Origin of the sequence: Microbacterium sp. 22179, assembly GCF_052045715.1 — a bacterium.
Classification (GTDB): domain Bacteria; phylum Actinomycetota; class Actinomycetes; order Actinomycetales; family Microbacteriaceae; genus Microbacterium; species Microbacterium galbinum.
Genome location: NZ_JBQEPJ010000001.1, coordinates 408,159 through 429,545 on the forward strand (window position 1 = coordinate 408,159; position 21,387 = coordinate 429,545).

Annotated in this window: 17 protein-coding genes; 12 read left to right on the forward strand and 5 right to left on the reverse strand. The window is 69.3% G+C overall.

Annotated features, from left to right (window positions below; all coding sequences use genetic code 11):
* Position 1 precedes the first annotated feature (1 nt).
* Positions 2–997, reverse strand: a complete 996-nt coding sequence (locus tag ACTJKK_RS01895) for an asparaginase (RefSeq protein WP_440746807.1) — start codon at positions 995–997, stop codon at positions 2–4.
* A gap of 86 nt (positions 998–1,083) precedes the next feature.
* On the opposite strand from ACTJKK_RS01895, the gene ACTJKK_RS01900 reads away from it, so the two are divergent.
* Positions 1,084–1,578, forward strand: a complete 495-nt coding sequence (locus ACTJKK_RS01900; RefSeq protein ID WP_247632427.1) for an OsmC family protein — start codon at positions 1,084–1,086, stop codon at positions 1,576–1,578.
* Between the two features lie 14 nt (positions 1,579–1,592).
* Here ACTJKK_RS01900 and ACTJKK_RS01905 read toward each other — a convergent pair whose 3' ends face one another.
* Positions 1,593–2,390, reverse strand: coding sequence for a lysophospholipid acyltransferase family protein (locus ACTJKK_RS01905; protein WP_247622768.1), 798 nt, complete (start codon positions 2,388–2,390; stop codon positions 1,593–1,595).
* Between the two features lie 89 nt (positions 2,391–2,479).
* Between ACTJKK_RS01905 and ACTJKK_RS01910 the strand changes: the two genes are divergently transcribed.
* Together ACTJKK_RS01910 and dxr are read left to right on the forward strand one after the other, a co-directional pair.
* On the forward strand, positions 2,480–3,502 hold the full coding sequence (locus ACTJKK_RS01910; protein WP_440746808.1) for an FKBP-type peptidyl-prolyl cis-trans isomerase: 1,023 nt from the start codon (positions 2,480–2,482) through the stop codon (positions 3,500–3,502).
* A 35-nt stretch (positions 3,503–3,537) separates the two neighbouring features.
* The gene (gene dxr / locus ACTJKK_RS01915; RefSeq protein WP_440746809.1) at positions 3,538–4,620 is read left to right on the forward strand and encodes a 1-deoxy-D-xylulose-5-phosphate reductoisomerase; all 1,083 of its coding nucleotides are present in this window, start codon (positions 3,538–3,540) and stop codon (positions 4,618–4,620) included.
* A gap of 3 nt (positions 4,621–4,623) precedes the next feature.
* On the opposite strand, the gene ACTJKK_RS01920 is transcribed toward dxr, so the two are convergent.
* Positions 4,624–6,246 (reverse strand): Mur ligase family protein, encoded by a 1,623-nt coding sequence (locus ACTJKK_RS01920; protein ID WP_440746810.1) that lies wholly within the window; start codon positions 6,244–6,246, stop codon positions 4,624–4,626.
* Positions 6,247–6,307: 61 nt separating this feature from the next.
* On the opposite strand from ACTJKK_RS01920, the gene ACTJKK_RS01925 reads away from it, so the two are divergent.
* Positions 6,308–7,621 (forward strand): M50 family metallopeptidase, encoded by a 1,314-nt coding sequence (locus ACTJKK_RS01925; protein ID WP_336640541.1) that lies wholly within the window; start codon positions 6,308–6,310, stop codon positions 7,619–7,621.
* Positions 7,622–7,630: 9 nt separating this feature from the next.
* On the opposite strand, the gene ACTJKK_RS01930 is transcribed toward ACTJKK_RS01925, so the two are convergent.
* Positions 7,631–9,514, reverse strand: a complete 1,884-nt coding sequence (locus ACTJKK_RS01930; protein ID WP_440746811.1) for a chorismate-binding protein — start codon at positions 9,512–9,514, stop codon at positions 7,631–7,633.
* A 250-nt stretch (positions 9,515–9,764) separates the two neighbouring features.
* On the opposite strand from ACTJKK_RS01930, the gene ispG reads away from it, so the two are divergent.
* Entirely contained in the window at positions 9,765–10,895 is a 1,131-nt protein-coding gene (ispG, locus tag ACTJKK_RS01935; protein ID WP_247624699.1) for a flavodoxin-dependent (E)-4-hydroxy-3-methylbut-2-enyl-diphosphate synthase, read from the forward strand.
* 17 nt (positions 10,896–10,912) lie between these two features.
* Positions 10,913–11,776, forward strand: a complete 864-nt coding sequence (locus ACTJKK_RS01940) for a hypothetical protein (protein ID WP_440746812.1) — start codon at positions 10,913–10,915, stop codon at positions 11,774–11,776.
* Positions 11,777–11,783: 7 nt separating this feature from the next.
* On the opposite strand, the gene ACTJKK_RS01945 is transcribed toward ACTJKK_RS01940, so the two are convergent.
* Positions 11,784–13,202, reverse strand: a complete 1,419-nt coding sequence (locus ACTJKK_RS01945; RefSeq protein ID WP_440746813.1) for an RNB domain-containing ribonuclease — start codon at positions 13,200–13,202, stop codon at positions 11,784–11,786.
* Positions 13,203–13,294: 92 nt separating this feature from the next.
* Between ACTJKK_RS01945 and ACTJKK_RS01950 the strand changes: the two genes are divergently transcribed.
* From ACTJKK_RS01950 to infB, 6 genes are all read left to right on the forward strand, one after another.
* Positions 13,295–14,065 carry an isocitrate lyase/PEP mutase family protein gene (locus ACTJKK_RS01950; RefSeq protein ID WP_247632419.1) on the forward strand — a complete coding sequence of 257 codons (771 nt, stop codon included), beginning with the start codon at positions 13,295–13,297 and terminating at the stop codon, positions 14,063–14,065.
* Between the two features lie 45 nt (positions 14,066–14,110).
* On the forward strand, positions 14,111–15,865 hold the full coding sequence (locus ACTJKK_RS01955) for a proline--tRNA ligase (RefSeq protein WP_336640537.1): 1,755 nt from the start codon (positions 14,111–14,113) through the stop codon (positions 15,863–15,865).
* Between the two features lie 95 nt (positions 15,866–15,960).
* Positions 15,961–17,025, forward strand: coding sequence for a TIGR00730 family Rossman fold protein (locus tag ACTJKK_RS01960; protein ID WP_247955986.1), 1,065 nt, complete (start codon positions 15,961–15,963; stop codon positions 17,023–17,025).
* An 87-nt stretch (positions 17,026–17,112) separates the two neighbouring features.
* Positions 17,113–18,096 carry a transcription termination factor NusA gene (nusA, locus tag ACTJKK_RS01965; RefSeq protein ID WP_247622757.1) on the forward strand — a complete coding sequence of 328 codons (984 nt, stop codon included), beginning with the start codon at positions 17,113–17,115 and terminating at the stop codon, positions 18,094–18,096.
* A 63-nt stretch (positions 18,097–18,159) separates the two neighbouring features.
* On the forward strand, positions 18,160–18,432 hold the full coding sequence (locus ACTJKK_RS01970) for a YlxR family protein (protein WP_281731225.1): 273 nt from the start codon (positions 18,160–18,162) through the stop codon (positions 18,430–18,432).
* 59 nt (positions 18,433–18,491) lie between these two features.
* Positions 18,492–21,254: a translation initiation factor IF-2 gene (infB, locus tag ACTJKK_RS01975; protein WP_440746814.1), complete on the forward strand. Its 2,763-nt coding sequence runs from the start codon at positions 18,492–18,494 to the stop codon at positions 21,252–21,254.
* The last annotated feature ends 133 nt before the right edge of the window (positions 21,255–21,387 follow it).

Sequence of the window (21,387 nt, forward strand, 5' to 3'; positions counted from 1 at the left end):
CTCAGATACCGGGGGAGACGAGAACCCGACCGACCGGCTGTCCGCCGCCGAGCACGTCGAGCGAGAGCGCGTCGGCCAGGTCGGCGACATCACGATCCGTGAGTGCCCCGGCTCGCGCGAGCAGCGTCGCAGCCACGATGGTCGATGCGCGTGCTCCGCCGTCGAGCATCTTCAGAGCGACGGTCGTGCCGTTGGGGGCCACCATGACCATGACGCCCTCGGCGCCTCCCTTGGCGAAGACTCCGAGCTTCTCGATGGCGACGGTGTCGGGCCGCCCGGGACCCTCGATGGTCCAGGGGTGCTCGCGCACCGCGCGCACCAGGGAACCGGCGACGCGGTGAAGGGCGAACGGCGAGCGATCCGATGCCGTGCCGATCCGGTGGATCGCGCGGGCGAGGCCCGTCAGCGTCATCGCGTAGACCGGCGCGCCGCAGCCGTCGATCGACGTGTGGGAGATCTTCTCGCCGGTGAGACGCTCGATCACCTCGCGGATGTGCGCCTGCAGAGGGTGGCCCTCCTCCAGATACCCCTCCGTGGGCCAGCCGGTGGCGATGCAGGCCCGCAGCATCGCGGCGTGCTTGCCCGAGCAGTTCATCCGCACGCTCGCCTGCTGGCCGTGCTCCCGCACCATCTCGTCGCGGGTCGCCTGGTCGCTCGGCCAGGCCGGCGGGCAGGCGAGCGCGTCTTCGTTCAGACCACCGGCCGTCAGCATCTCCCGCACCGCGGCGGCATGCCGATCGGTCCCGATGTGACTCGCCGTCGACAGAGCGAGGTACTCGCCCTCGAGCGCGGCTCCCGCCGTGATGCAGGCGACCGCCTGCAGGGGCTTCATGCTGGAGCGCGGCAGGATGAGCGCATCGGCGTTGCCGAGACGCGCGACCACCTCTCCCTCAGAGGAGAGCACCACCGCCGCTCCCGCGTGTCGCGACTCGACGAAGCCGCTCCGCTCTACGACGGCGAGTTCGACGGAATCCTGAACGGTGAGAGTCTCCAGCACCCGTCCAGACTATCCCCGCCGCCCGACGAGTCGCCGAAGCGAGTGCGGCGCCGGGAGTGTCGGCGAGCGGTGGCACACTGGGGAGCATGGCAGAACACGCAACGCGCATCCTCGGAGAGCACCGTTATGCGCTCACGAGCATCTGGACCGGTAACACCGGGACCGGCACGAGCGGTTACCGCGACTATCGGCGCGACGTCGAGATCTCCGTCGAGGGAAAGCCGATGCTCCTCGCATCCGCCGACAAGCCTTTCCGCGGCGACCCCGCGCGATGGAACCCCGAGGACCTCCTCGTCGCAGCGCTGTCGGAATGCCACCTACTCTCGTACCTGCACGCGTGCGTCACCGCGGGCGTGGTCGTCCTCTCCTACCGCGACGACGCGACCGGCACGATGCGCGAAGACGGCGCGGGCGGCGGAGCGTTCTCCGAGGTCACGCTGCACCCGCAGGTCGTCGTCGCCGACGCTTCCATGATCGAGGCCGCGGAGCGCGCGCACGTGCAGGCCAACGAGTGGTGCTTCATCGCGAACTCGATGAACTTCCCCGTGCGGCACGAGGCCACGGTGACCGCCCTCGGCTGAGCGCTCGACGACCGTCAGCGACGCTCGTGCGGCAGTGCCTGCTTGATCTTCTCGATGGCTCCCTGCGCGGGAGCTTCGTTGTAAGCCCCGGCGAGTTCCTGGCCCGAGAGCGCGTGGATCGCGGCCATGATCTCGTCGGTCGCGAGACGACGCGCTCGACCGCTCGTCGCGGGGCCGTGCGGGGCGAGATCGAGGGGTTTGCCGAATCGCACCGTGATGCGCTCCTTCGTCGTGGGGATCTTCGCGCCGACCGGCATCACCTTGTCGGTTCCGATGAGCCCGACGGGGACGACGGGCGCTCCGGTCTGCAGAGCCAGGAAGGCGACGCCCGTGCGGCCCTTGTAGAGCCGACCGTCGGTGGAACGGGTGCCCTCCGGGTAGAGCGCTACGGCGAGTCCCTCATCGAGCAGCTGGCGCTGCAGGTCGAGTGCGTCCAGAGCAGCCTGTCCGGCACCGCGGCGTACCGGTATGGCTCCGATGGATTCGAAGAAGGTCTTGCTGAGCCAGCCCTTGGCGCCGGTGCCCTCGAAGTAACTGGATTTCGCGAGGAAATGCACCGGACGGGGGGCTGCAACCGGGATCGCGATGGAATCGATGAAGGACAGGTGGTTGCTGGCGAAGATCACGGCCCCGGTGCGCGGGACGTTCTCCTTGCCCTCGACGCGCGGACGATAGATCAGCCGTGCGAGCGGGCTGATGATGCTGCGCCCCAGCGCGTAGGCGAATCCGGCGTGACGAGGCTCCGCTGACTTCGAGGTCTCTGCGGTCTCTGCGGGGGACGATTCCGGGTCCACGGACGGCTCAGAGGTCATCAGAGAAGGCTACTCCGAGATCCATGCCGGCACTGGAATGAAGCGGTTGTGTCGCGTCTCCCAGCGCGGGCCAAGCGAAATGCGAGAGGATGAAGCGTCCCGCCCGCGATCTCGAAGGCTCAACTGTGCGCAAGCGTCCGCTCGTCCTCCTGTCCACCGTCGCCGCGGCGACCCTTCTGCTGGCCGGCTGCTCCGGCAGCGCTGAGCCGGAGAGCTCGGCCACGCCGGAGGAGACCGCAGGAGCGACGTCGTGCCTCGCCGACCTCGCATCCGGTGCCGGATCCGACGCCGTCACGGTCGAGGGAACGGACGGCGACGCGAAGGTGACGGTCCCCGCAGGCACCGAGATCACCGAGCCCGAGCGTTCGGTGATCACCGAGGGCGACGGCGACGAGGTGCTTCCCGGCGACCTCGTCTCGCTGCGTTACCAGCTCGTCGACGCGACGACCAACGAGGTGCTGAGCAGCTCCGAGCGCGGCCCGGACGGCATCCTCTCCGCGTTGCTCGCCTCGCAGCAGCAGCAGATCTCCGACCCCACGCAGTCGACCGTGTTCACGGTCGCGGCGGAGTGCCTCCCCGTCGGGTCGAGCGTCGTGCTCACCCTCCCCGCCTCGCAGGAGGGCCTGAACCCGAGCGTGCTCTACGTCCAGACGATCGAGAAGCTCCCGACCATCGCATCGGGTACGGACGTCGAGCCCGAAGCGGGGATGCCCACCGTCGAGCTCGACGCGGACGGCGCCCCCACCATCACTCTCCCGGACGGCGACGCTCCGGCCGAGACGAAGGTCGCGGTCCTGAAGCAGGGCGACGGCGCGACGGTCGCCGAGGGTGATCTCGTCACTGTTCAGTACCGCGGCATCAAGTGGTCGGACGGGGAAGAGTTCGACTCCAGCTGGAGCCGCGGAGCGGCCCCGGCGCAGTTCCCCACGACGGGTGTCGTGACCGGCTTCAAGAAGGCGCTCGAAGGCCAGAAGGTCGGATCGCAGGTCATCGTGACGATGCCGCCGTCCGAGGCGTACGGCGCGAGCGAGGGCAACGAGCTCCAGAACGAGAGCCTCGTGTTCGTCGTGGACATCCTCGCGACCACCCCGCCGGAGCAGGTCCAGCAGTAAGCGGCGGAGCCGAGGGCGTGTCATAGGCTGACGACATGCAGCGCATCATCGTCCTCGGCTCCACCGGCTCCATCGGCACGCAGGCGCTCGACGTCATCCGTGCCAACCCCCGCCGTTTCGAGCTGGTCGGTCTCGCTGCAGGCTCGAACGCAGAGATGCTGGGCGAGCAGGCCGAGAGCTTCCGTGTCGAGAGCACCGCTCTGGGGGCGGTCGAGGCCGAGCAGCTCGTGCGCGACGTCGACGCCGACGTGGTGCTGAACGCGATCACGGGATCGATCGGCCTCGGCTCGACACTCGCCGCTCTGAAGGCCGGACGCACGCTCGCCCTGGCGAACAAGGAATCCCTCATCGTGGGCGGCGAGCTGGTGCTCGCCGCGGCACGGCCCGGGCAGATCGTGCCCGTCGACTCCGAGCACTCCGCGATCGCGCAGGCGCTCCGCAGCGGAACGCACGCGGAGGTGCGTCGACTCGTCGTCACGGCATCCGGCGGTCCCTTCCGCGGGCGCACCCGGCAGGAGCTCGCCGAGGTCACGCCGGCCGAAGCCCTGGCCCACCCCACCTGGGATATGGGGCGCATGGTCACCACCAACTCCGCCACCCTCGTCAACAAGGGCCTCGAGGTCATCGAGGCGCACCTGCTCTTCGACATCGCCTACGACGACATCGACGTCGTGGTGCACCCGCAGTCGATCGTGCACTCGATGGTCGAATTCATCGACGGCTCGACCATCGCCCAGGCATCGCCGCCCGACATGCGCCTGCCGATCTCGCTGGGACTCGACTGGCCGAACCGCGTCGGCGGGGTGGGGCGCCCCCTCGATTGGAAGACCGCGTCCTCCTGGACGTTCGAACCTCTCGACGAGGAGGCCTTCCCCTCCGTCGCGCTCGCGAAGACCGTCGGACGTGCGGGAGCGACGTTCCCCGCCGTCTACAACGCCGCGAACGAGCAGGCGGTCGACGCCTTCCACGAAGGACGACTGCCGTTCCTGGGAATCGTCGACACGATCGCCCGCGTCGTGGATGCGCACGAACCGCCCGAGCAGCTCACGGTGGAGTCGCTCGCCGCAGCCGAGCTCTGGGCGCGGCAGAAGGCGGACCGGCTGATCGCCGCCGCCTGAGCCTCAGTCCTCGTCGGGGTAGGGCACGGGCCAACGCGAGTCCGGCACCGGCCACCCGGCCGCGCGCAGAGCGCGGCGGGCGAGTTCCCTGGCCGAGTACGGCGTGCGCACACCGCGGATATCGCGGTAGTCCTGGTGCCCGGGCCCTGCCCAGAGGATCGCATCGCCGTCCCCGACGAGCTCGACAGCGGCGACGATGGCCGTCTCCGGCGGCGAGTACTCGTGGATCTCGGCATCCGGACGTGCTTGCCGTGCGCCCGCCACCAGCGTCGCACGGATCGACTCGGGATCCTCGAAGCGGGGGTGGTGATCGGTCACGACGAGGATGTCGCTGCCCTGCACGGCCGTGCGGGCCATGTCGAATCGCTTGCTCGCGTCGCGGTCGCCATCGGCGCCGAAGAGCATGACGACGCGTCCCGGCGTCACGCGACGCACGGCGGCGAGTGTCTTCTCGAACGCGTCGGGAGAGTGGCCGAAGTCGACGAAAACGGCCGGGCCGCGTTCGCCCGACACGAGCTGCGTGCGCCCGGGCAGATACGCGCGGATGCCGCCGTCGCGCTCGAGGGCCGTGACGATCCGCTCCCAGGCGTAGCCGCCTTCGAGGAGCATCACGATCGCCAGTGCGGCATTCGCGGCCATGTGCGGGCCGATCACCGGGACCGTCGTCGTGAGGGTTCCCGCGGGGCCCGTCAGGGTGAAGGTGGTGCCGGCGGCGCGCTCGTCGTCGATCGTGACGACCCAGTCCGCGTTCGCTGCGGCCTCCGGGTCGGCGGCGATCAGCGGGGTGCCCACCGTCACGACCGGGATCTCGGCGCGTTCGACGACGATCGCGCCGGAGGGGGAGTCGAGGCAGATGACGCCGCGCTTCGACCGGTCGGGGCGGAAGAGCGGCAGCTTGGCCTCGAAGTACTCCTCCATGTCGGCGTAGTCGTCGAGGTGGTCGTGGCTGAGGTTGGTGAAGCCGGCCACGTCGAAGTGGATGCCGTCGACGCGGTGGCGCGAGAGCGCCTGGGCGCTCACCTCCACGGCCACGGCCTCGACCTCGCGCTCGCGCATGAGGGCGAGGAGGGCGTGGAACTCGGATGCTTCGGGCGTCGTCAGTCGCGAGACGATGACCTCGCCCGCGATGTGCCGTTCGGCGGTCGAGGAGAGCCCGGTGACGACGTCGATCTGGTCGAGGATGCCGGCGAGCAGATGGGAGACGCTCGTCTTGCCGTTGGTCCCGGTGGTCGCGAAGAGCAGGGGGAGAGGATCCTCGGCCCCGGTGCCGTAGACCCAGGCGCTCAGGTCGCCCAGGACCGCACGCGGATCGTCGACGATCAGGATCGGGAGGCCGACAGACTCGGCGATCGCGGCGCCGTCGTCGTCGGTGATGATCGCGACCGCGCCCTTCTCGGCGGCCGCGGCCGAGAACTCGGCGCCGTGGCGGTTCACGCCCCGGATCGCGACGAAGGCCTCTCCCGCGCGGAGGTCGGCGGTCGCGAGGGTGATGCCGCTGACGGCCACCCCCTGCAGCTCGCCGCGCGTGTCGCGAGCGAATCGGGAGGCGAGTTCGGACAGCTGACGCCGGGGCGGGTTCGCGGGGCGGAGCACGGGAGGCAGGCTCGGTTGTTGTTCAATCGACATGTCTCTTCCATGATCTCACGTGCCGGGCGTATTCCTAGGCTCCAGGCAGTAGCGTTGGCGCGTGGAAACCCTGCTCTATGTGGGTGGCATCCTGTTCATGCTGGTCGGGCTCGCGCTCTCGATCGGACTGCACGAGATCGGTCACCTCCTGCCCGCGAAGCTCTTCGGCGTGCGCGTCGGCCAGTACATGATCGGCTTCGGGCCGCGCATCTGGTCGCGTCGGATCGGCGAGACGGAGTACGGGTTCAAGCTGCTGCCGATCGGCGGGTTCATCTCGATGTCGGGCATGTACCCGGCCTCGAAGAACTCCCGCGCAGCGACAGGGATCTTCCGGTCGCTCGTCCAGGACGCGCGCGCCGCGAACGACGAGACGATCGCGGCGGGCGAGGAGGACCGCGTCTTCTACAAGCTCCCGGTCTGGAAGCGCGTGATCGTCATGCTCGGCGGGCCGTTCATGAACCTCGTTCTGGCGCTTCTCATCTTCACGGTTCTCGCTTCCGGGATCGGACTGCAGCAGGGCACCACGACGATCTCGTCGGTGACGGAGTGCGTGCTGCCGGCCGGTTCGTCGCAGACCGAGTGCACGGCCGACGACCCGGCCTCACCGGCGGCCGAAGCCGGGATCCTGCCCAACGACATCCTCGTCTCGATCGACGGCACCCCGGTGTCGACCTTCGCGGAGGCCACCGCGATCGTGCAGGCGGCGCCGGGCGAGACGCTCGACGTGGTCGTGCGGCGGGGCGGCACCGAGCAGAACCTCGAGATCACCCCGATCGTCGCCGAGCGCACGCTGACGGATGCCAGTGGCCGCCCGATCCTCGACGACGCCGGGGATCCGGTGGTGAAGGAGGTCGGCTACGTCGGGATGTTCGCGCAGATGGGCTACGTCCCGCAGCCGCTGTCGGTCGGACCCCAGATGGCCATCGAGAACGTGGGCCGTGTCGCGAATCTGATCGCGACGCTGCCCGTGCGCCTCTGGGACGTCGGCGTCTCCCTGTTCACCGGGAGCGAGCGTGATCCGAACGGACCGCTCAGCGTCGTCGGCGTCGGGCGGCTCGCCGGTGAGGTCGCCGCGACCGATGCGCCGGTGCTCAACCGTTTCGCCGTGCTGCTGAACCTGCTCGGCTCGTTGAACATCGCCCTCTTCGTCTTCAACCTGATCCCGCTGCTGCCGCTCGACGGCGGTCACATCGTCGTCGCGCTGTGGGAGGGGATCAAGCGCGGATGGGCGCGCCTGTTCCGTCGCCCGCCGCCCGCACCGGTCGACGCCACGAAGCTGGTGCCGCTCACCGTCGTGGTCGCGGTCCTGCTGATCGGGATGGGCGCACTTCTGCTCCTCGCCGATCTGTTCAACCCGGTGAACTTCCTGCAGTAGGGGGTCCGCTCAGCGGAGTGCGTGAGCGACGAGGCGTTCCAGGGTGCGGATGCCGTCGCGAGACAGGATCGACTCGAGGTGCCCCTGCACCGACGAGAAGCGCGGCCCGCGCAGAGCGTAGACGTCACCGCTGGTGGAATCGGCCGAGACCTCGGCGTCGCCGATGACGGTCGCACCGGGGGAGACCCGCGCGGTGAACGTGTTGTAGAAGCCGATCGACGCGTCCTCGCCGAAGACCGGGACCGACTTCTGCAGACCCTGGTGGGGAGCATCCAGCGGGGTCAGCGCGATGCCGAGGGAATCGGCGAGGATCTGGTGGCTGAGGCAGACCGCGAGGAGCGGCGCCGCCGCCGAGCGGCGGCGCGCGACGACGTCGCGCATCCGCGAGATGCGCGGGCTCTCGGTGTCGCGGGGGTCTCCCGGCCCGGGACCCGCGACGACCAGGTCGACCGCGTCGATATCGGCGTCGTGCACATCGCTCCACGTGGCGATCCGCACGTCGAGACCCAGGTGCCGCAGCTGATGCGCCAGCATCGTGGTGAAGCGGTCCTCCGCATCGACGACGAGTGCGGTGCGCCCGGCGAACGGACCCGAATCGTCATCGCCCTGCGGGTTCAGCCAGAAATCCGCCAGGCGTGCGTTCCGCGAGGAGAGCAGCGCCGCGACCGTGGGGTCGTCGGCGAGCGTCAGCGGGGCGCCCGGGGCATCCGCATCGCTGCGCTCCTCGGCGACTCGGTCGCGATCGATCGCCCCGATGGCGCCGAGCACACCGGCAGCCTTCCCATGGGTCTCGCTGACCTCACCGTGCGGATCGGAGTGGCGCACGAGCGTCGCTCCGACGGGCACCCGCACCTCCCCGCCCTTCAGGTACACGGTGCGGATGAGGATGGGGGCGTCGAGGTCATGACCGCCGTCGACGTTCGGGGTGAAGAGCGCGGCGACGCCGGAGTAGTAGCCACGCGGTTCGCGTTCGTGCCGGTGGATCACCGCGCAGGCGTTCTGCATGGGAGACCCGGTGACGGTGGGGGCGAACATCGTCTCGCGGAGGATGTCGCGCGGGTCGAGTCGGCTCCGGCCCCGCAGCATGTACTCGGTGTGCGTGAGCCGGGACATCTCCTTGAGGTGCGGCCCCGTGATGCGACCGCCGTCGGAGCAGACCGCGCTCATCATCTTGAGCTCTTCGTCGACGACCATGAAGAGCTCCTCGGTCTCCTTCGTCGATGACAGGAAGTCGACCAGTGTCTCCTTGGTCGCTCCTCCCGCGGGGTGGCGGAACGTGCCGGAGATCGGATTCATCGTGACGATTCCGTCGCGTGCGACGACGTGCGCCTCGGGGCTGGCGCCGACGGCGATGTGACCGGGGGTGAAGACGGCGAAAGTCCAGTAGGCGCCGCGCTCGCGCGTGAGCAGTGCGCGGAACCAGGTGAGGGCCGCGGTGCGCTCGTCGACGTCGATGCGTGCGGTGAAGTCGCGCCGGATGACGAAGTTCGCGCCCTCGCCGCGGCCGATCTCGTCGGCGATGACGCGTTCGACGATCGCGGCGTACTCGTCGTCGGCGATGTCGAAGCCGTCGTCATGCAGGGGGATCCGCGCTTCGGGCAGCGCGGTGAGGAGGTCGGGCGTCGGGAGGTGCAGATGCTCGTCGACGACGATGCAGCGCAGCGGCGCACCGTCGTCCTGCGAGACGAAACCGCGCTCGCGCACCTGGCGATACGGAACGAGGGCGAACACCTCGCGGGCGGCTCCGTCGACGGTCAGCGGGATGTCGGCGAGCAGATCGACGTCGACCACTTCGCCGGTGAGCAGCTCGACGGTGTCGGCGCCATCGCGCGCGATCAGCACGAAGGACGAACGCGGGTCGGCCGTGAGCGCGCCGAGTCGTGAGAGGGTCATCGATGTCTCCTGTGCAGGGCTCCGGCTCGGCGCAACGAAAAGACCGCCCCGGAGGCGGTCTGGATTCGTGGGAACGCGAACACACCGCCTAGGAGGCGGGCCACCAGGTGAAGTTCGCGAGCATGGGGCGAAACTACCACACCGGGGGTGCGTCGGCCGGGCGGATGACGGCCCGTTCCCCCGGCTCCGCTTCCAGCCTGCGCCCATCCTGGCGGCGTAGTCTGGAGCAGTGCCAGCAGTGAACCTCGGAATGCCGAAGATCCCCGAAGTCCTCGCCCCGCGCCGCAAGTCTCGCCAGATCAAGGTGGGCAAGGTGCTCGTGGGTGGGGATGCTCCCGTCACCGTTCAGTCGATGACGACGACGAAGACGACCGACATCAACGGGACCCTCCAGCAGATCGCCGAGCTCACGGCGTCCGGCTGCGAGATCGTGCGCGTGGCCGTTCCCCACCAGGACGACGCGGACGCGCTCAAGATCATCGCGATGAAGAGCCAGATCCCCGTGATCGCCGACATCCACTTCCAGCCGCGCTACATCTACACGGCGATCGACGCCGGATGCGGTGCCGTGCGGGTGAATCCCGGCAACATCCGCGAGTTCGACGGCAACGTCGGCAAGATCGCCGAGGCGGCGAAGGCCGCGGGCGTCTCCCTGCGCATCGGCGTGAACGCCGGTTCGCTCGACCGGCGCATCCTCGCCAAATACGGCAAGGCCACCGCCGAAGCGCTCGTCGAGAGCGCGGTCTGGGAGGCCTCGCTGTTCGAGGAGCACGACTTCCACGACTTCAAGATCTCCGTCAAGCACAACGACCCGATCGTGATGGTGAAGGCATACCGTCAGCTCGCCGAGCGCGGCGACTGGCCCCTCCACCTCGGCGTCACCGAGGCGGGACCGGCGTTCCAGGGCACGATCAAGAGCGCCACCGCGTTCGGCATCCTCCTCGGCGAGGGGATCGGCGACACCATCCGCGTCTCGCTCTCCGCCCCGCCGGCCGAAGAGGTCAAGGTCGGGCATCAGATCCTGCAGTCGCTGAACCTGCGCGAGCGCAAGCTCGAGATCGTCTCCTGCCCCTCGTGCGGCCGTGCGCAGGTCGACGTCTACACGCTCGCCGAGAACGTCACCGAGGGCCTCAAGGACATGACGGTGCCGCTGCGCGTGGCCGTCATGGGCTGTGTGGTCAACGGGCCGGGCGAGGCGCGCGAAGCAGACCTCGGAGTGGCGTCGGGCAACGGCAAGGGCCAGATCTTCGTCAAGGGCGAGGTCATCAAGACCGTGCCCGAAGCCGACATCGTCGCGACGCTGATCGAGGAGGCGAACCGGATCGCCGCCGAGATGGGTCCCGAAGCCCCGCTCGGCACCGCGCAGGTCGTCACCGTCTGACCCGGCAGGGAGAAGCAATGTCGTCGACAGTCGTGTCGTTCGCCCACGGTTCCGTCCGGGGCGAGAGCGTCATCACCCGTATCGAGCCGGTCGACGACGGCGCCGTGGTCGTCGTCGAGGCGACGCCCTTCCACCCGGTCGATCACACGTGGCCCGATCAGCCGGGCGATACGGGAACGATCGTCGTGGGCGAGGAGAGCGTCACGGTCGCGGAGGCGGTCATGGCCGCCGTCAGCGATGAGGGCGACTTCGCGATCGGCGCGGCGATCCCGGTGCGACGCGGGGCCGACGGGTGGACGTGGTTGGTCGCCCATCGCCTCGACGGCTCGGCGCCTGCGGGATTCACGGAGGGCGCGGCGGCCCGCCTCGTGGTCGACGAGCCGCACCGAGCGGGACTCAGCCGTGGTCATACGGCCTGCCATCTCGCGTCGCTGGCGCTCGATCTGGCCGTCGCCGACCTGTGGCGCAAGGACCCGGGAACCGATGCCCTCGGGACGCCCGACTTCGAGGGACGGGCGAATCAGTCCAGCCGTATCCACGAGGACGGCAGCGTCGACGAGTATCGCCTGGGAAAGAGCCTGCGGCGCGCGGGCTTCGACACCGAGACGTTCGCGGCGACGCTCGCCGAGCGGGAGGCATCGATCAACGCGCAGTTGACCGCGTGGGTGTCCTCCGCCGCGGCCAGCCGGATCGTCGCCGAGGGGCCGACGATCGTCGACCGGCGCCGGTGGCACTGCGAGCTCCCCGAGGGGGAGGCGGTGATCCTCTGCGGCGGTACGCACGTGGATTCGCTGGCGGCGTTCGAAGCGATCCGGGTGTCGCTCGATCTGAGCGATCCGCAGCTGCTCGTGATGACGACGACCGTCGTCCCCGCGACCTGACGCACGGTCAGTCCAAGGAGAACTCGATCTCGCCCGCACCGATGTCCGCACGCGCGACACGCAGGCGGACGACGTCTCCCGGGCGCGCATCGATCGGAACGGGTGCGGATGCCGTGACGGCGGGGTCCGCCAGTTGGATCCGCGCGCGCTCCCCGCGGAGCTCGATGATCGTCGCATCGACCCGGGAACCCACCAGCGGGGTGATGAGCGCGGCCTCGACGGCGTTCACGGTGGCGGCGTCGAGCCGGGAGGCGCGCTGCGACGAGTCCTGCATCAGACCGGGCAGGTCGGCGAGCGAGTCCCGCACCCACGAGGGCACGGCTTCACCGCGGGACACGGCGAGGCAGATCGTCAGCGTCCATCGGTCGACGAGTCGGCGCAGCGGCGCCGTCGCGTGGGCGTAGGGCGCGGCGATCGCGGCCTGCACGGTGTCGGTCGGTGTCGAGCCGTCGAAGGTCACGTAGCCGGCACCTCGGAATAGGGTCGCGGCCGCCTGCAGAACGGGAAGTGTCAGCGGGTCGGTGCGATCCAGGTCCCGGAGGAAGTCGCCGTAATCGCCGGTGGTCCAGGGCCGTCCCAGCGCCGCCGTCTGTCGGCGGAACGTGTCGAACGCCGCGTCGTCGGGGCGGGGCATCGTGCGCAGGATCCCCACCTCCGCCTCGAGCATGACTGAGGCGGCCGCCATGCCCGTCATGAGCGACAACTGCGCGTTCCACTCCTCGACGGGGAGGGGGCTGCGCCGTCGGATCGCGTATCCGCCGGCGTCGGTCCGGACGACCTCTTCGTCGGGCAGGTTCAGGCTGGCGCCGCCCCGGGCTCGCTCCTGCGCGATGCGCAGCCGGCCGATCTCGGGCAGGAGGGAGACGGGTCCGTCCTCGCCACGGTCGACCGCATCCTGGGCGCCGGCGTACTCGAGTTGCACCCGCGACCGGATCAGCGCTCGTTCGAGTGAGGTGCCGACGACGGTTCCGTCACCGTCGAGACCGAAGGTCCATACGAGAGCGGGGCGATCGACGTCGGGGAGCAAGGAGGCGCGGTCCTCGCTCAGGACGGGCGGATGCAGCGGGATCGATCCGTCGGCGGCGTAGAGCGTCTGGCCGCGGCGCCGCGCCTCGACATCGACGGCGCCCCCGGGGGAGACGAAGCCGGGGACATCCGCGATCGCGTAGCGCACGGTGTATCCGCGGCCGGCGCGCTCGAGATGGAACGCCTGGTCGAGATCGCGGGAGCCGGGCGGGTCGAGCGTCGCGAACGGCACGTCGCGCAGGTCGAGCTCGGGCGGCGGCGAGGGGGAGGAGAGTGCTTCGTCGAGCGCTTCGGCGGGAAAGTCGACCGGGGCATCGAGGTCTGCACGCAGTGCCGAGAGCGCGACGGCGAGCTCGGTCTGCGCGGCGGAGGGGTCGACGTGCGAACGACGCTGCGGCATGCGTCCACACTAGGCGGATCCTCAAGCGGAGGATCGTCATGGGGCGGTTCCCGGCGGCCCGATCGTCGGGGGTTCGCGTTAGCGTGGAGGACATGACCACTTCAGCCAAGGCTCAGACCCTCGTCGACCTCTATGACGCCCCCGAGATCCTCCGCGTCGTGAACGTATGGGATGTGGTGTCCGCGCGAGCGGTTGCCAAGCTCCCCGAGACCCGGGCGATCGCGACGGCCGGTCACGGCATCGCCGCATCGTTCGGCTACGACGACGGCACGATCCCGCGCGACATCATGCTCGACATGGTCGGCCGGATCGCGGCATCCGTCCACGTGCCGGTCACCGCCGACCTCGACGACGGTTACGACGACGCGGGGGAGACCACGCGTCTCGCCATCGCCGCCGGTGTCGTCGGCGCGAACGTCGAGGATCGCCTCAAGCCCCTCGACGAGTCGGTCGCCGTGGTGGAAGCCATCGTCAAGGCGGCCGAGGCGGAGGGCGTGCCGTTCGCCCTCAACGCACGCACCGACGCGTTCGTCCGCGCCGGCGGGCGCCCGGTCGAACAGAGCGTCGCCGACGCGATCCAGCGCGGTCGCGCGTTCATCGATGCCGGTGCCACGTCGGTGTTCGTACCCGGCATCCTCGACGCCCACGTCACTCGCCAGCTGGTCGAGGGCATCGGCGAGCGGAAGGTGAGCGTGATCGGCTTGCCGGGCGCGCTCAGCGCCGCCCAGTACGAGAAGCTCGGCGTCGCCCGTATCTCCTACGGCCCGCTCCCGCAGCGAGCCGCGTTGACGGCGCTGCAGGAGCTCGCCGCCAGCCTCTACAAGGGTGGCGTCGTGCCCGAGGGGCTCCCGGCGCTCAACTGAGTCATCCGCCGAAAGACGACGACCACGGGTCAGTAGACTTGGCCCGTGGTCACTCGTCTTTCGAACTTCTTCCTCCGTACTCTCCGTGAAGACCCTGCAGGTGCAGAGGTCGCGAGTCACAAGCTGCTGATCCGCGCCGGCTACATCCGGCCGCAGGCGGCGGGCATCTTCGCGTGGCTGCCACTGGGCCTGCGGGTCAAGTCGAAGATCGAGACCGTCGTGCGCGAGGAGATGGCCGCGGCCGGCGCGCAGGAGGTTCACTTCCCGGCGCTCATGCCGCGCGAGGCCTATGAGGCGACGGGGCGCTGGGACGAGTACGGCGACCTGCTCTTCCGCCTGAAGGACCGCAAGGGGGGCGACTATCTGCTCGCGCCCACCCACGAGGAGGCCTTCACGCAGCTCGTGAAGGATCTCTATTCCTCGTACAAGGACCTGCCGCTGACGATCTACCAGATCCAGGACAAGTACCGCGATGAGGCCCGCCCGCGTGCCGGTCTGCTGCGCGGACGCGAGTTCACGATGAAGGACGCCTACTCCTTCGATGCGTCCGACGAGGGGCTGGAGGCCAGCTACCAGGCGCAGCGCGATGCGTACGAGCGCATCTTCCAGCGGCTGGGGCTCGAGTACGTGATCGTCCAGGCGGATGCCGGGGCGATGGGCGGCTCGCGCAGCGAGGAGTTCCTGCACCCGACCCCGGTCGGCGAGGACACCTTCGTGCGCAGCGCCGGCGGATACGCCGCGAACGTCGAGGCGTTCACCACCGCCGTGCCCGACGCCGTCGCCTTCGACGCCGATGCCGCGCCGATCGTGTTCGACTCGCCGGACACCCCGACGATCGACACGCTCGTCGCGCATTCCAACGCCGTTCTCGACGGGGAGTACTCGGCCGCGGACACGCTCAAGAACGTCGTCCTCGCCCTCACGCACCTCGACGGCACGCGCGAGCTGGTCGTCGTCGGCATCCCGGGCGACCGCGAGGTCGACGAGAAGCGCGCCGAGGTGGCCTTCGCGCCGGCCGAGGTAGAGACCGCCACCCCGGAGGACTTCGCGAAGCATCCGCTGCTCGTGAAGGGCTACATCGGCCCGTGGTCGACCACGGGCGCGGTGCTGGGTGAGGAGTCCGCCACCGGGATCCGCTATCTCGTCGACCCGCGGGTCAGCGAGGGCACCAGCTGGATCACGGGGGCGAACATCGACCAGAAGCACGCGCACTCGGTGGTCGCCGGGCGCGACTTCACAGCCGACGGCATCGTCGAGATCGCCAACGTGCGCGCCGGCGACCCCGCCCCCGACGGATCCGGACCCGTGGAGCTCGCGCGCGGCATGGAGATCGGGCACGTCTTCCAGCTCGGGCGCAAGTACGCCGAGGCGCTCGGTCTCAAGGTGCTCGACGTCAACGGCAAGCTCGTCACGGTCACGATGGGCTCGTACGGCATCGGCGTCACGCGCATCCTGGCGATCATCGCCGAGCTCAACAACGACGACAAGGGGCTCATCTGGCCCGCCTCGGTCGCGCCGTTCGACGTGCAGGTCGTCGCCGCCGGCCGCGACCAGATCGCGTTCGACGTCGCGGCGGAGCTCTCGTCCGCTCTGGAGGGCATCGGGCTCGACGTGCTCTACGACGATCGCCCCAAGGTGTCACCCGGTGTGAAGTTCGGCGATGCCGAGCTCGTGGGCGTGCCGAAGATCGTGATCGTCGGGCGCGGCGCGGCCGAGGGCCAGGTCGAGCTGTGGGATCGCGCCACGGGAGACCGCGAGGCCGTGTCGATCGCCGAAGCCGTCGAACGACTCTCCCGCTGACGATCGAACGAACGCCGCGTCCCGTCGGGGCGCGGCGTTCGCGTTCTCGGTGTGGCACCTCGCGCCCGCTCAGCGGGTCGTGACACGCTGGACGCATGATCGACGAACCGCTCCCCGATGCCCTGAGTGCCGAGATCAACGCCGTGCTCGACGATGCCGGAGTGCATGCCGACCGTCGGCTCGTGATGAGGATGCTGCGCACCGCGATCCTGCTGGGGGAGGACGGCACCGACCGTCTCGACCTCAAGATCGCTTCAGCGGCGCTCGCGGAGATGCGCGACGCGTTCCGACTGTTCGCGCCGTACCGCGGTGTGCCCAAGGTCACGGTCTTCGGATCCGCTCGCACGCGCACCGACGATCCGCTGTACCGGCAGGCCCGCGACGTCGCGGCGGCGCTGGCGACCGATGGATGGATGGTCGTCACGGGTGCAGGGCCGGGGATCATGCAGGCCGCGGCGGAGGGAGCCGGGCCCGCACTCTCGCTCGGTGTCTCGATCCGCCTGCCCTTCGAAGAGAAGCCCAACGGGATCGTGTCGTCCGGGCAGGACCACGTCGTGGCGATGAAGTACTTCTTCACCCGCAAGCTGATGCTCATCAAGGAGTCGGAGGGGTTCATCTGCCTGCCCGGCGGGTTCGGCACGCTCGACGAGATGTTCGAGCTCCTCACCCTTCAGCAGACGGGCAAGGCGGAGCCGATGCCGATCGTGCTCCTCGACGAGACCGGTGGGCGGTTCTGGGAGGGGCTGCGCAGTTTCGTCGACGAGCACCTCGCGCCGGCGGGGGTGATCTCGGAGGGCGATTTCGATCGAGTGGTGATCACGGACTCCGTCGACGCCGCGCGGGCGGAGATCACGGGGTTCTGGCGCAACTACGATTCGCTGCGCTGGTTCGGGGACACCCTGGTGCTGCGGCTCCGGGCGGAACCGACGGATGCCGAGCTCGCCGACCTGAACGAGCGCTTCGCGTCGATGTTGGCGTCCGACCGCATCGAGCGCGCCACCCCGCGATCCGTGGAGATCGCCGATGGCGATGCCGTCGACCTTCCTCGCCTGGCGCTCCGCCTCGATCAGCGACGCGTGGGCGACCTGTTCCGATTGATCGGCGCGATCAACGCCCTGCCCTCCGCGGACGAGCTGCCGGAGAGGTCGCCGTCGGCCTGACGTGGCGACCCGTGGCGGGGGCGGGGTATCGTTGTACGGATGTCGCGTGTGTGATTCCGCGCGACGAGAGCTGAATAGGGAGCCGTCATGGATATCGAACTGAGCCTGCTGCGTGGAATCGAGAAGGAGAAGGGGATCCCCTTCGACGAACTCGTCGCGATCATCGAGCAGGCGATCCTGACCGCCTACTCCAAGCACGTCTCGGCCGAGGGCGACCTTCCCGAGGGCGTGCGCGTCGACCTCGATCGCAAGACCGGTCACGTCGCCGTTCTGCAGGCGGTCTCCGACGACGAGGGCGCCATCATCGGCGAGGAGGACGCGACGCCGAGCGACTTCGGCCGCATCGCCGCTTTCGCCGCCAAGCAGGTCATCAGCCAGCGCCTCCGCGACATCGCCGACGAGGCCGTGCTCGGCGAGTTCCGCGGCAAGGAGGGCGACATCGTCGCGGGCGTCATCCAGCAGGGGCCGAACCCGCGGATGATCCATGTGGATCTCGGTTCCGTCGAGGCCATCCTGCCCCCCGAGGAGCAGGTTCCCGGCGAGGAGTACACGCACGGATCACGCATCCGCGTCTACGTGACGAGTGTGGCGAAGGGGCTGAAGGGCCCGCAGATCACCGTCTCGCGCACGCACCCCGGTCTCGTCCGCAAGCTCTTCGCGCTCGAGGTCCCCGAGATCGCGGCCGGCCTCGTCGAGATCGTCTCCCTGGCCCGCGAGGCGGGGCACCGTTCGAAGATCGCGGTCAAGGCCAACGACCCGTCCATCAACGCCAAGGGCGCCTGCATCGGCGAGCTCGGCCGCCGCGTGCGCGCCGTCACCGAAGAGCTGTCGGGGGAGAAGATCGACATCGTCGACCACGACCCGGAGCTCGCGGCTTTCGTCGCGAACGCGCTCTCCCCGGCGAAGGTGACGAGCTCGTTCATCCTCGACGCCACCACCAAGGCGGTCCGAGCCCTCGTCCCCGATTACCAGCTTTCGCTGGCCATCGGCAAGGAGGGGCAGAACGCCCGTCTCGCCGCGAAGCTCACGGGCGCCAAGATCGACATCCAGCCGGACAGCGTCCTGGACTGAGCGCCGACCGTCCGCTCGGCACGCGCCGCCCGCGTGCCGAGCGAGAGGAAACGCAGGTGTAAGATGGAACCCGTACGAACGTGCGTCGGCTGTCGCATGCGTGCTCCCCGCTCCGCCCTCCTCAGGGTGGTGTCCCAGAACGGAATCCTCATCATCGATGAGCGCGCCGTCCTGCCGGGGCGAGGCGCATGGATGCATCCGACGCAGGAATGCATGGCGTCCGCACTGCGGCGCCGCGCTTTCGGACGAGCACTCCGTGTGTCCACCCCTGTGGACACGCAGACCATCGAGAAACGGCTGAACGGCTATGGAAACAAAGTGAACGGCTCGAAATGAGACCCGTCCGCGACTAATGGTCTGCCCTGTCTGGGCAGACTGCCCCAGACAGGAGAATTGTGGCTGGTAAACCACGCGTACACGAGATCGCCGCCGAACTCGGCGTCGACAGCAAGGTCGCACTTGCAAAGCTGAAGGAACTCGGCGAATTCGTCAAGAGTCCTTCATCGACCATCGAACCGCCGGTGGCGCGCAAGCTGCGCGCGGCGATCGATGCCGACCCCTCGCTCAAGGCATCCGCCGAGCCTGCTCCGGCTGCGAGCCCCGCCGCCAAGCAGGCAGCCGCCAAGCCGGCAGCGGCCAAGCCGACCGGCAAGTCGGCGCCGACCCCGGGCCCCAAGCCCGGTCCCAAGCCCGCACCCGCACCGGTCGTCGAGACGCCCGCTGCGGAGGCTCCCGCTAAGGAGTCTTCTGCGCCCGCGCCGGCCGCTCCGGCACCGGAGGCACCGGCACCCGCCGCGCCCGCCGGTGACAGCGGCGCGCCCAAGCCCGGCGCTCCGCGCCCGGGGAACAACCCGTTCTCCTCGGCCCAGGGCATGGGACAGCGTCCCACCGGTCCTCGCCCGGGGAACAACCCCTTCGCTTCGGCGCAGGGCATGGGACAGCGCCCGACTCCGGGCAACATCCCGCGCCCGCAGGCGCCGCGCCCCGGTGCACCCCGTCCGGGTGCTCCGCGTCCCGGCTCGCCCCGTCCCGGTGCCCCTCGTGGTGGCCAGGGCGGTCGTCCCGGTGCTCCGTTCCAGCAGCGTCCCGGCGGCCCCGGTCGTCCCGGCGGCGCCGGTGGACCCGGTGCCGGTCCCGGCGCGCGTCCCGGTGGTGGCTTCGCCGGTCGTCCCGGTGGCGGCGGCGGTCGTGGCCGTGGTCCCGGCGGTGGTACCGCCGGTGCGTTCGGTAAGGGCGGCGGCAAGAGCAAGCAGCGCAAGTCGCGGCGGGCGAAGCGGCAAGAGTTCGAGATGCGGAGCGCCCCGGTCGTCGGCGGCGTCAACGTCACCCGTGGAAACGGGGAGATCATCCGCATGCGCCGTGGTGCGTCGATCGCGGACTTCGCCGACAAGATCGAGACGCTGACCGGTTACACGGTCCAGCCCGGAACCCTCGTCACGATCCTCTTCAACCTGGGTGAGATGGCCACGGCCACCGAATCCCTGGACGAGGCCACGTTCGAGGTTCTCGGCGAGGAGCTCGGCTACAAGATCCAGATGGTCTCGCCCGAGGACGAGGACAAGGAGCTCCTCGAGGGCTTCGGTCTCGACCTCGAGAAGGAGCTGGAGGAGGAGAGCGACGACGACCTCGAGATCCGCCCGCCGGTCGTCACCGTCATGGGTCACGTCGATCACGGTAAGACCCGACTGCTCGACGCGATCCGTCAGACCAACGTCATCGAGGGTGAAGCCGGCGGCATCACCCAGCACATCGGTGCCTACCAGGTGTGGACGGAGCACGAGGGCATCGAGCGTGCCATCACCTTCATCGACACGCCGGGTCACGAGGCCTTCACGGCCATGCGTGCCCGTGGTGCCCAGGTCACCGACCTCGCGATCCTCGTGGTCGCGGCCGACGACGGCATCATGCCGCAGACGGTCGAGGCGCTCAACCACGCCCAGGCGGCGAACGTGCCGATCGTGGTCGCGGTGAACAAGGTCGACAAGCCGGACGCCAACCCGTCGAAGGTGCGCCAGCAGCTCACCGAGTACGGGCTGGTCGCCGAGGAGTTCGGTGGCGACGTTATGTTCGTCGACGTCTCGGCGCGTGCCAACACCGGCATCCAGGAGCTCCTCGACGCCGTGCTGCTCACGGCCGACGCGGGTCTCGACCTCACCGCCAACCCGAACAAGGCAGCTCGTGGTGTCGCCATCGAGGCGAAGCTCGACAAGGGCCGCGGTTCGGTCGCGACGGTGCTAATCCAGTCCGGAACGCTCCGCGTCGGAGACGCGATCGTCGCCGGCACCGCCTACGGACGTGTGCGTGCGATGGCCGACGAGAACGGCGAGCAGGTCCTCGAGGCCTACCCGTCGCGTCCGGTCCAGGTTCAGGGTCTGAACTCGGTGCCCCGCGCCGGTGACGTGTTCATCGTCACCGACGAGGACCGCATGGCTCGCCAGATCGCCGAGAAGCGTGAAGCGGTCGAGCGCAATGCGCAGCTGGCCAAGGCCCGCAAGCGCATCTCGCTCGAGGACTTCACCCGTGCGCTCGAAGAGGGCAAGGTCGAGTCGCTCAACCTCATCATCAAGGGTGACGTCTCGGGTGCCGTCGAGGCGCTCGAGGAATCGCTGCTCAAGATCGAGGTCGACGACTCCGTCCAGCTGCGCATCATCCACCGCGGTGTGGGTGCGATCACCGAGTCCGACGTCAACCTCGCGACGATCGACAACGCGATCATCGTGGGCTTCAACGTCCGCCCCGACACGAAGGCGCGCGAGCGCGCCTCCCGCGAAGGCGTGGACATCCGGTTCTACTCGGTCATCTACAACGCGATCGACGAGATCGAGAACTCCCTCAAGGGAATGCTCAAGCCGGAGTACGAAGAGGTCCAGTCGGGTGTCGCCGAGATCCGCGAGGTGTTCCGCTCCTCGAAGTTCGGCAACATCGCCGGTGTCATCGTGCGATCGGGAACGATCACGCGAAACGCCAAGGCCCGCGTCATCCGCGACGGAGTCGTCCTCGCGGACGGCCTGGCGATCGAATCGCTGCGTCGCTTCAAGGACGACGTCACCGAGGTGCGTACGGACTACGAAGCCGGTATCGGCCTCGGCAAGTACAACGACATCCAGATCGGTGACGAGATCGAGACGACCGAGCTGGTGGAGAAGCCGCGCGGCTGATCCTCGTTGAGTCGCTCCGGCGATGGATGCCATCGGGATAACGGGAACCCCCAAGACCCCGACTATCCCGATGGCATCCATCGCCTCCGCAACAGTTTCACGCCGCTGCGGCGGTTGAAGAGAGAGAATCAAG

Excerpts from the sequence above, each read along its gene's own strand:
- ACTJKK_RS01900 (WP_247632427.1), top strand. The coding sequence starts at position 1,084 with ATGGCAGAACACGCAACGCGCATCCTCGGAGAGCACCGTTATGCGCTC.
- ACTJKK_RS01905 (WP_247622768.1), bottom strand. The coding sequence starts at position 2,390 with ATGACCTCTGAGCCGTCCGTGGACCCGGAATCGTCCCCCGCAGAGACC.
- ACTJKK_RS01910 (WP_440746808.1), top strand. The coding sequence starts at position 2,480 with ATGAAGCGTCCCGCCCGCGATCTCGAAGGCTCAACTGTGCGCAAGCGT.
- dxr (WP_440746809.1), top strand. The coding sequence starts at position 3,538 with ATGCAGCGCATCATCGTCCTCGGCTCCACCGGCTCCATCGGCACGCAG.
- ACTJKK_RS01920 (WP_440746810.1), bottom strand. The coding sequence starts at position 6,246 with ATGTCGATTGAACAACAACCGAGCCTGCCTCCCGTGCTCCGCCCCGCG.
- ACTJKK_RS01930 (WP_440746811.1), bottom strand. The coding sequence starts at position 9,514 with ATGACCCTCTCACGACTCGGCGCGCTCACGGCCGACCCGCGTTCGTCC.
- ispG (WP_247624699.1), top strand. The coding sequence starts at position 9,765 with ATGCCGAAGATCCCCGAAGTCCTCGCCCCGCGCCGCAAGTCTCGCCAG.
- ACTJKK_RS01940 (WP_440746812.1), top strand. The coding sequence starts at position 10,913 with ATGTCGTCGACAGTCGTGTCGTTCGCCCACGGTTCCGTCCGGGGCGAG.
- ACTJKK_RS01945 (WP_440746813.1), bottom strand. The coding sequence starts at position 13,202 with ATGCCGCAGCGTCGTTCGCACGTCGACCCCTCCGCCGCGCAGACCGAG.
- ACTJKK_RS01950 (WP_247632419.1), top strand. The coding sequence starts at position 13,295 with ATGACCACTTCAGCCAAGGCTCAGACCCTCGTCGACCTCTATGACGCC.
- ACTJKK_RS01960 (WP_247955986.1), top strand. The coding sequence starts at position 15,961 with ATGATCGACGAACCGCTCCCCGATGCCCTGAGTGCCGAGATCAACGCC.
- nusA (WP_247622757.1), top strand. The coding sequence starts at position 17,113 with ATGGATATCGAACTGAGCCTGCTGCGTGGAATCGAGAAGGAGAAGGGG.
- ACTJKK_RS01970 (WP_281731225.1), top strand. The coding sequence starts at position 18,160 with ATGGAACCCGTACGAACGTGCGTCGGCTGTCGCATGCGTGCTCCCCGC.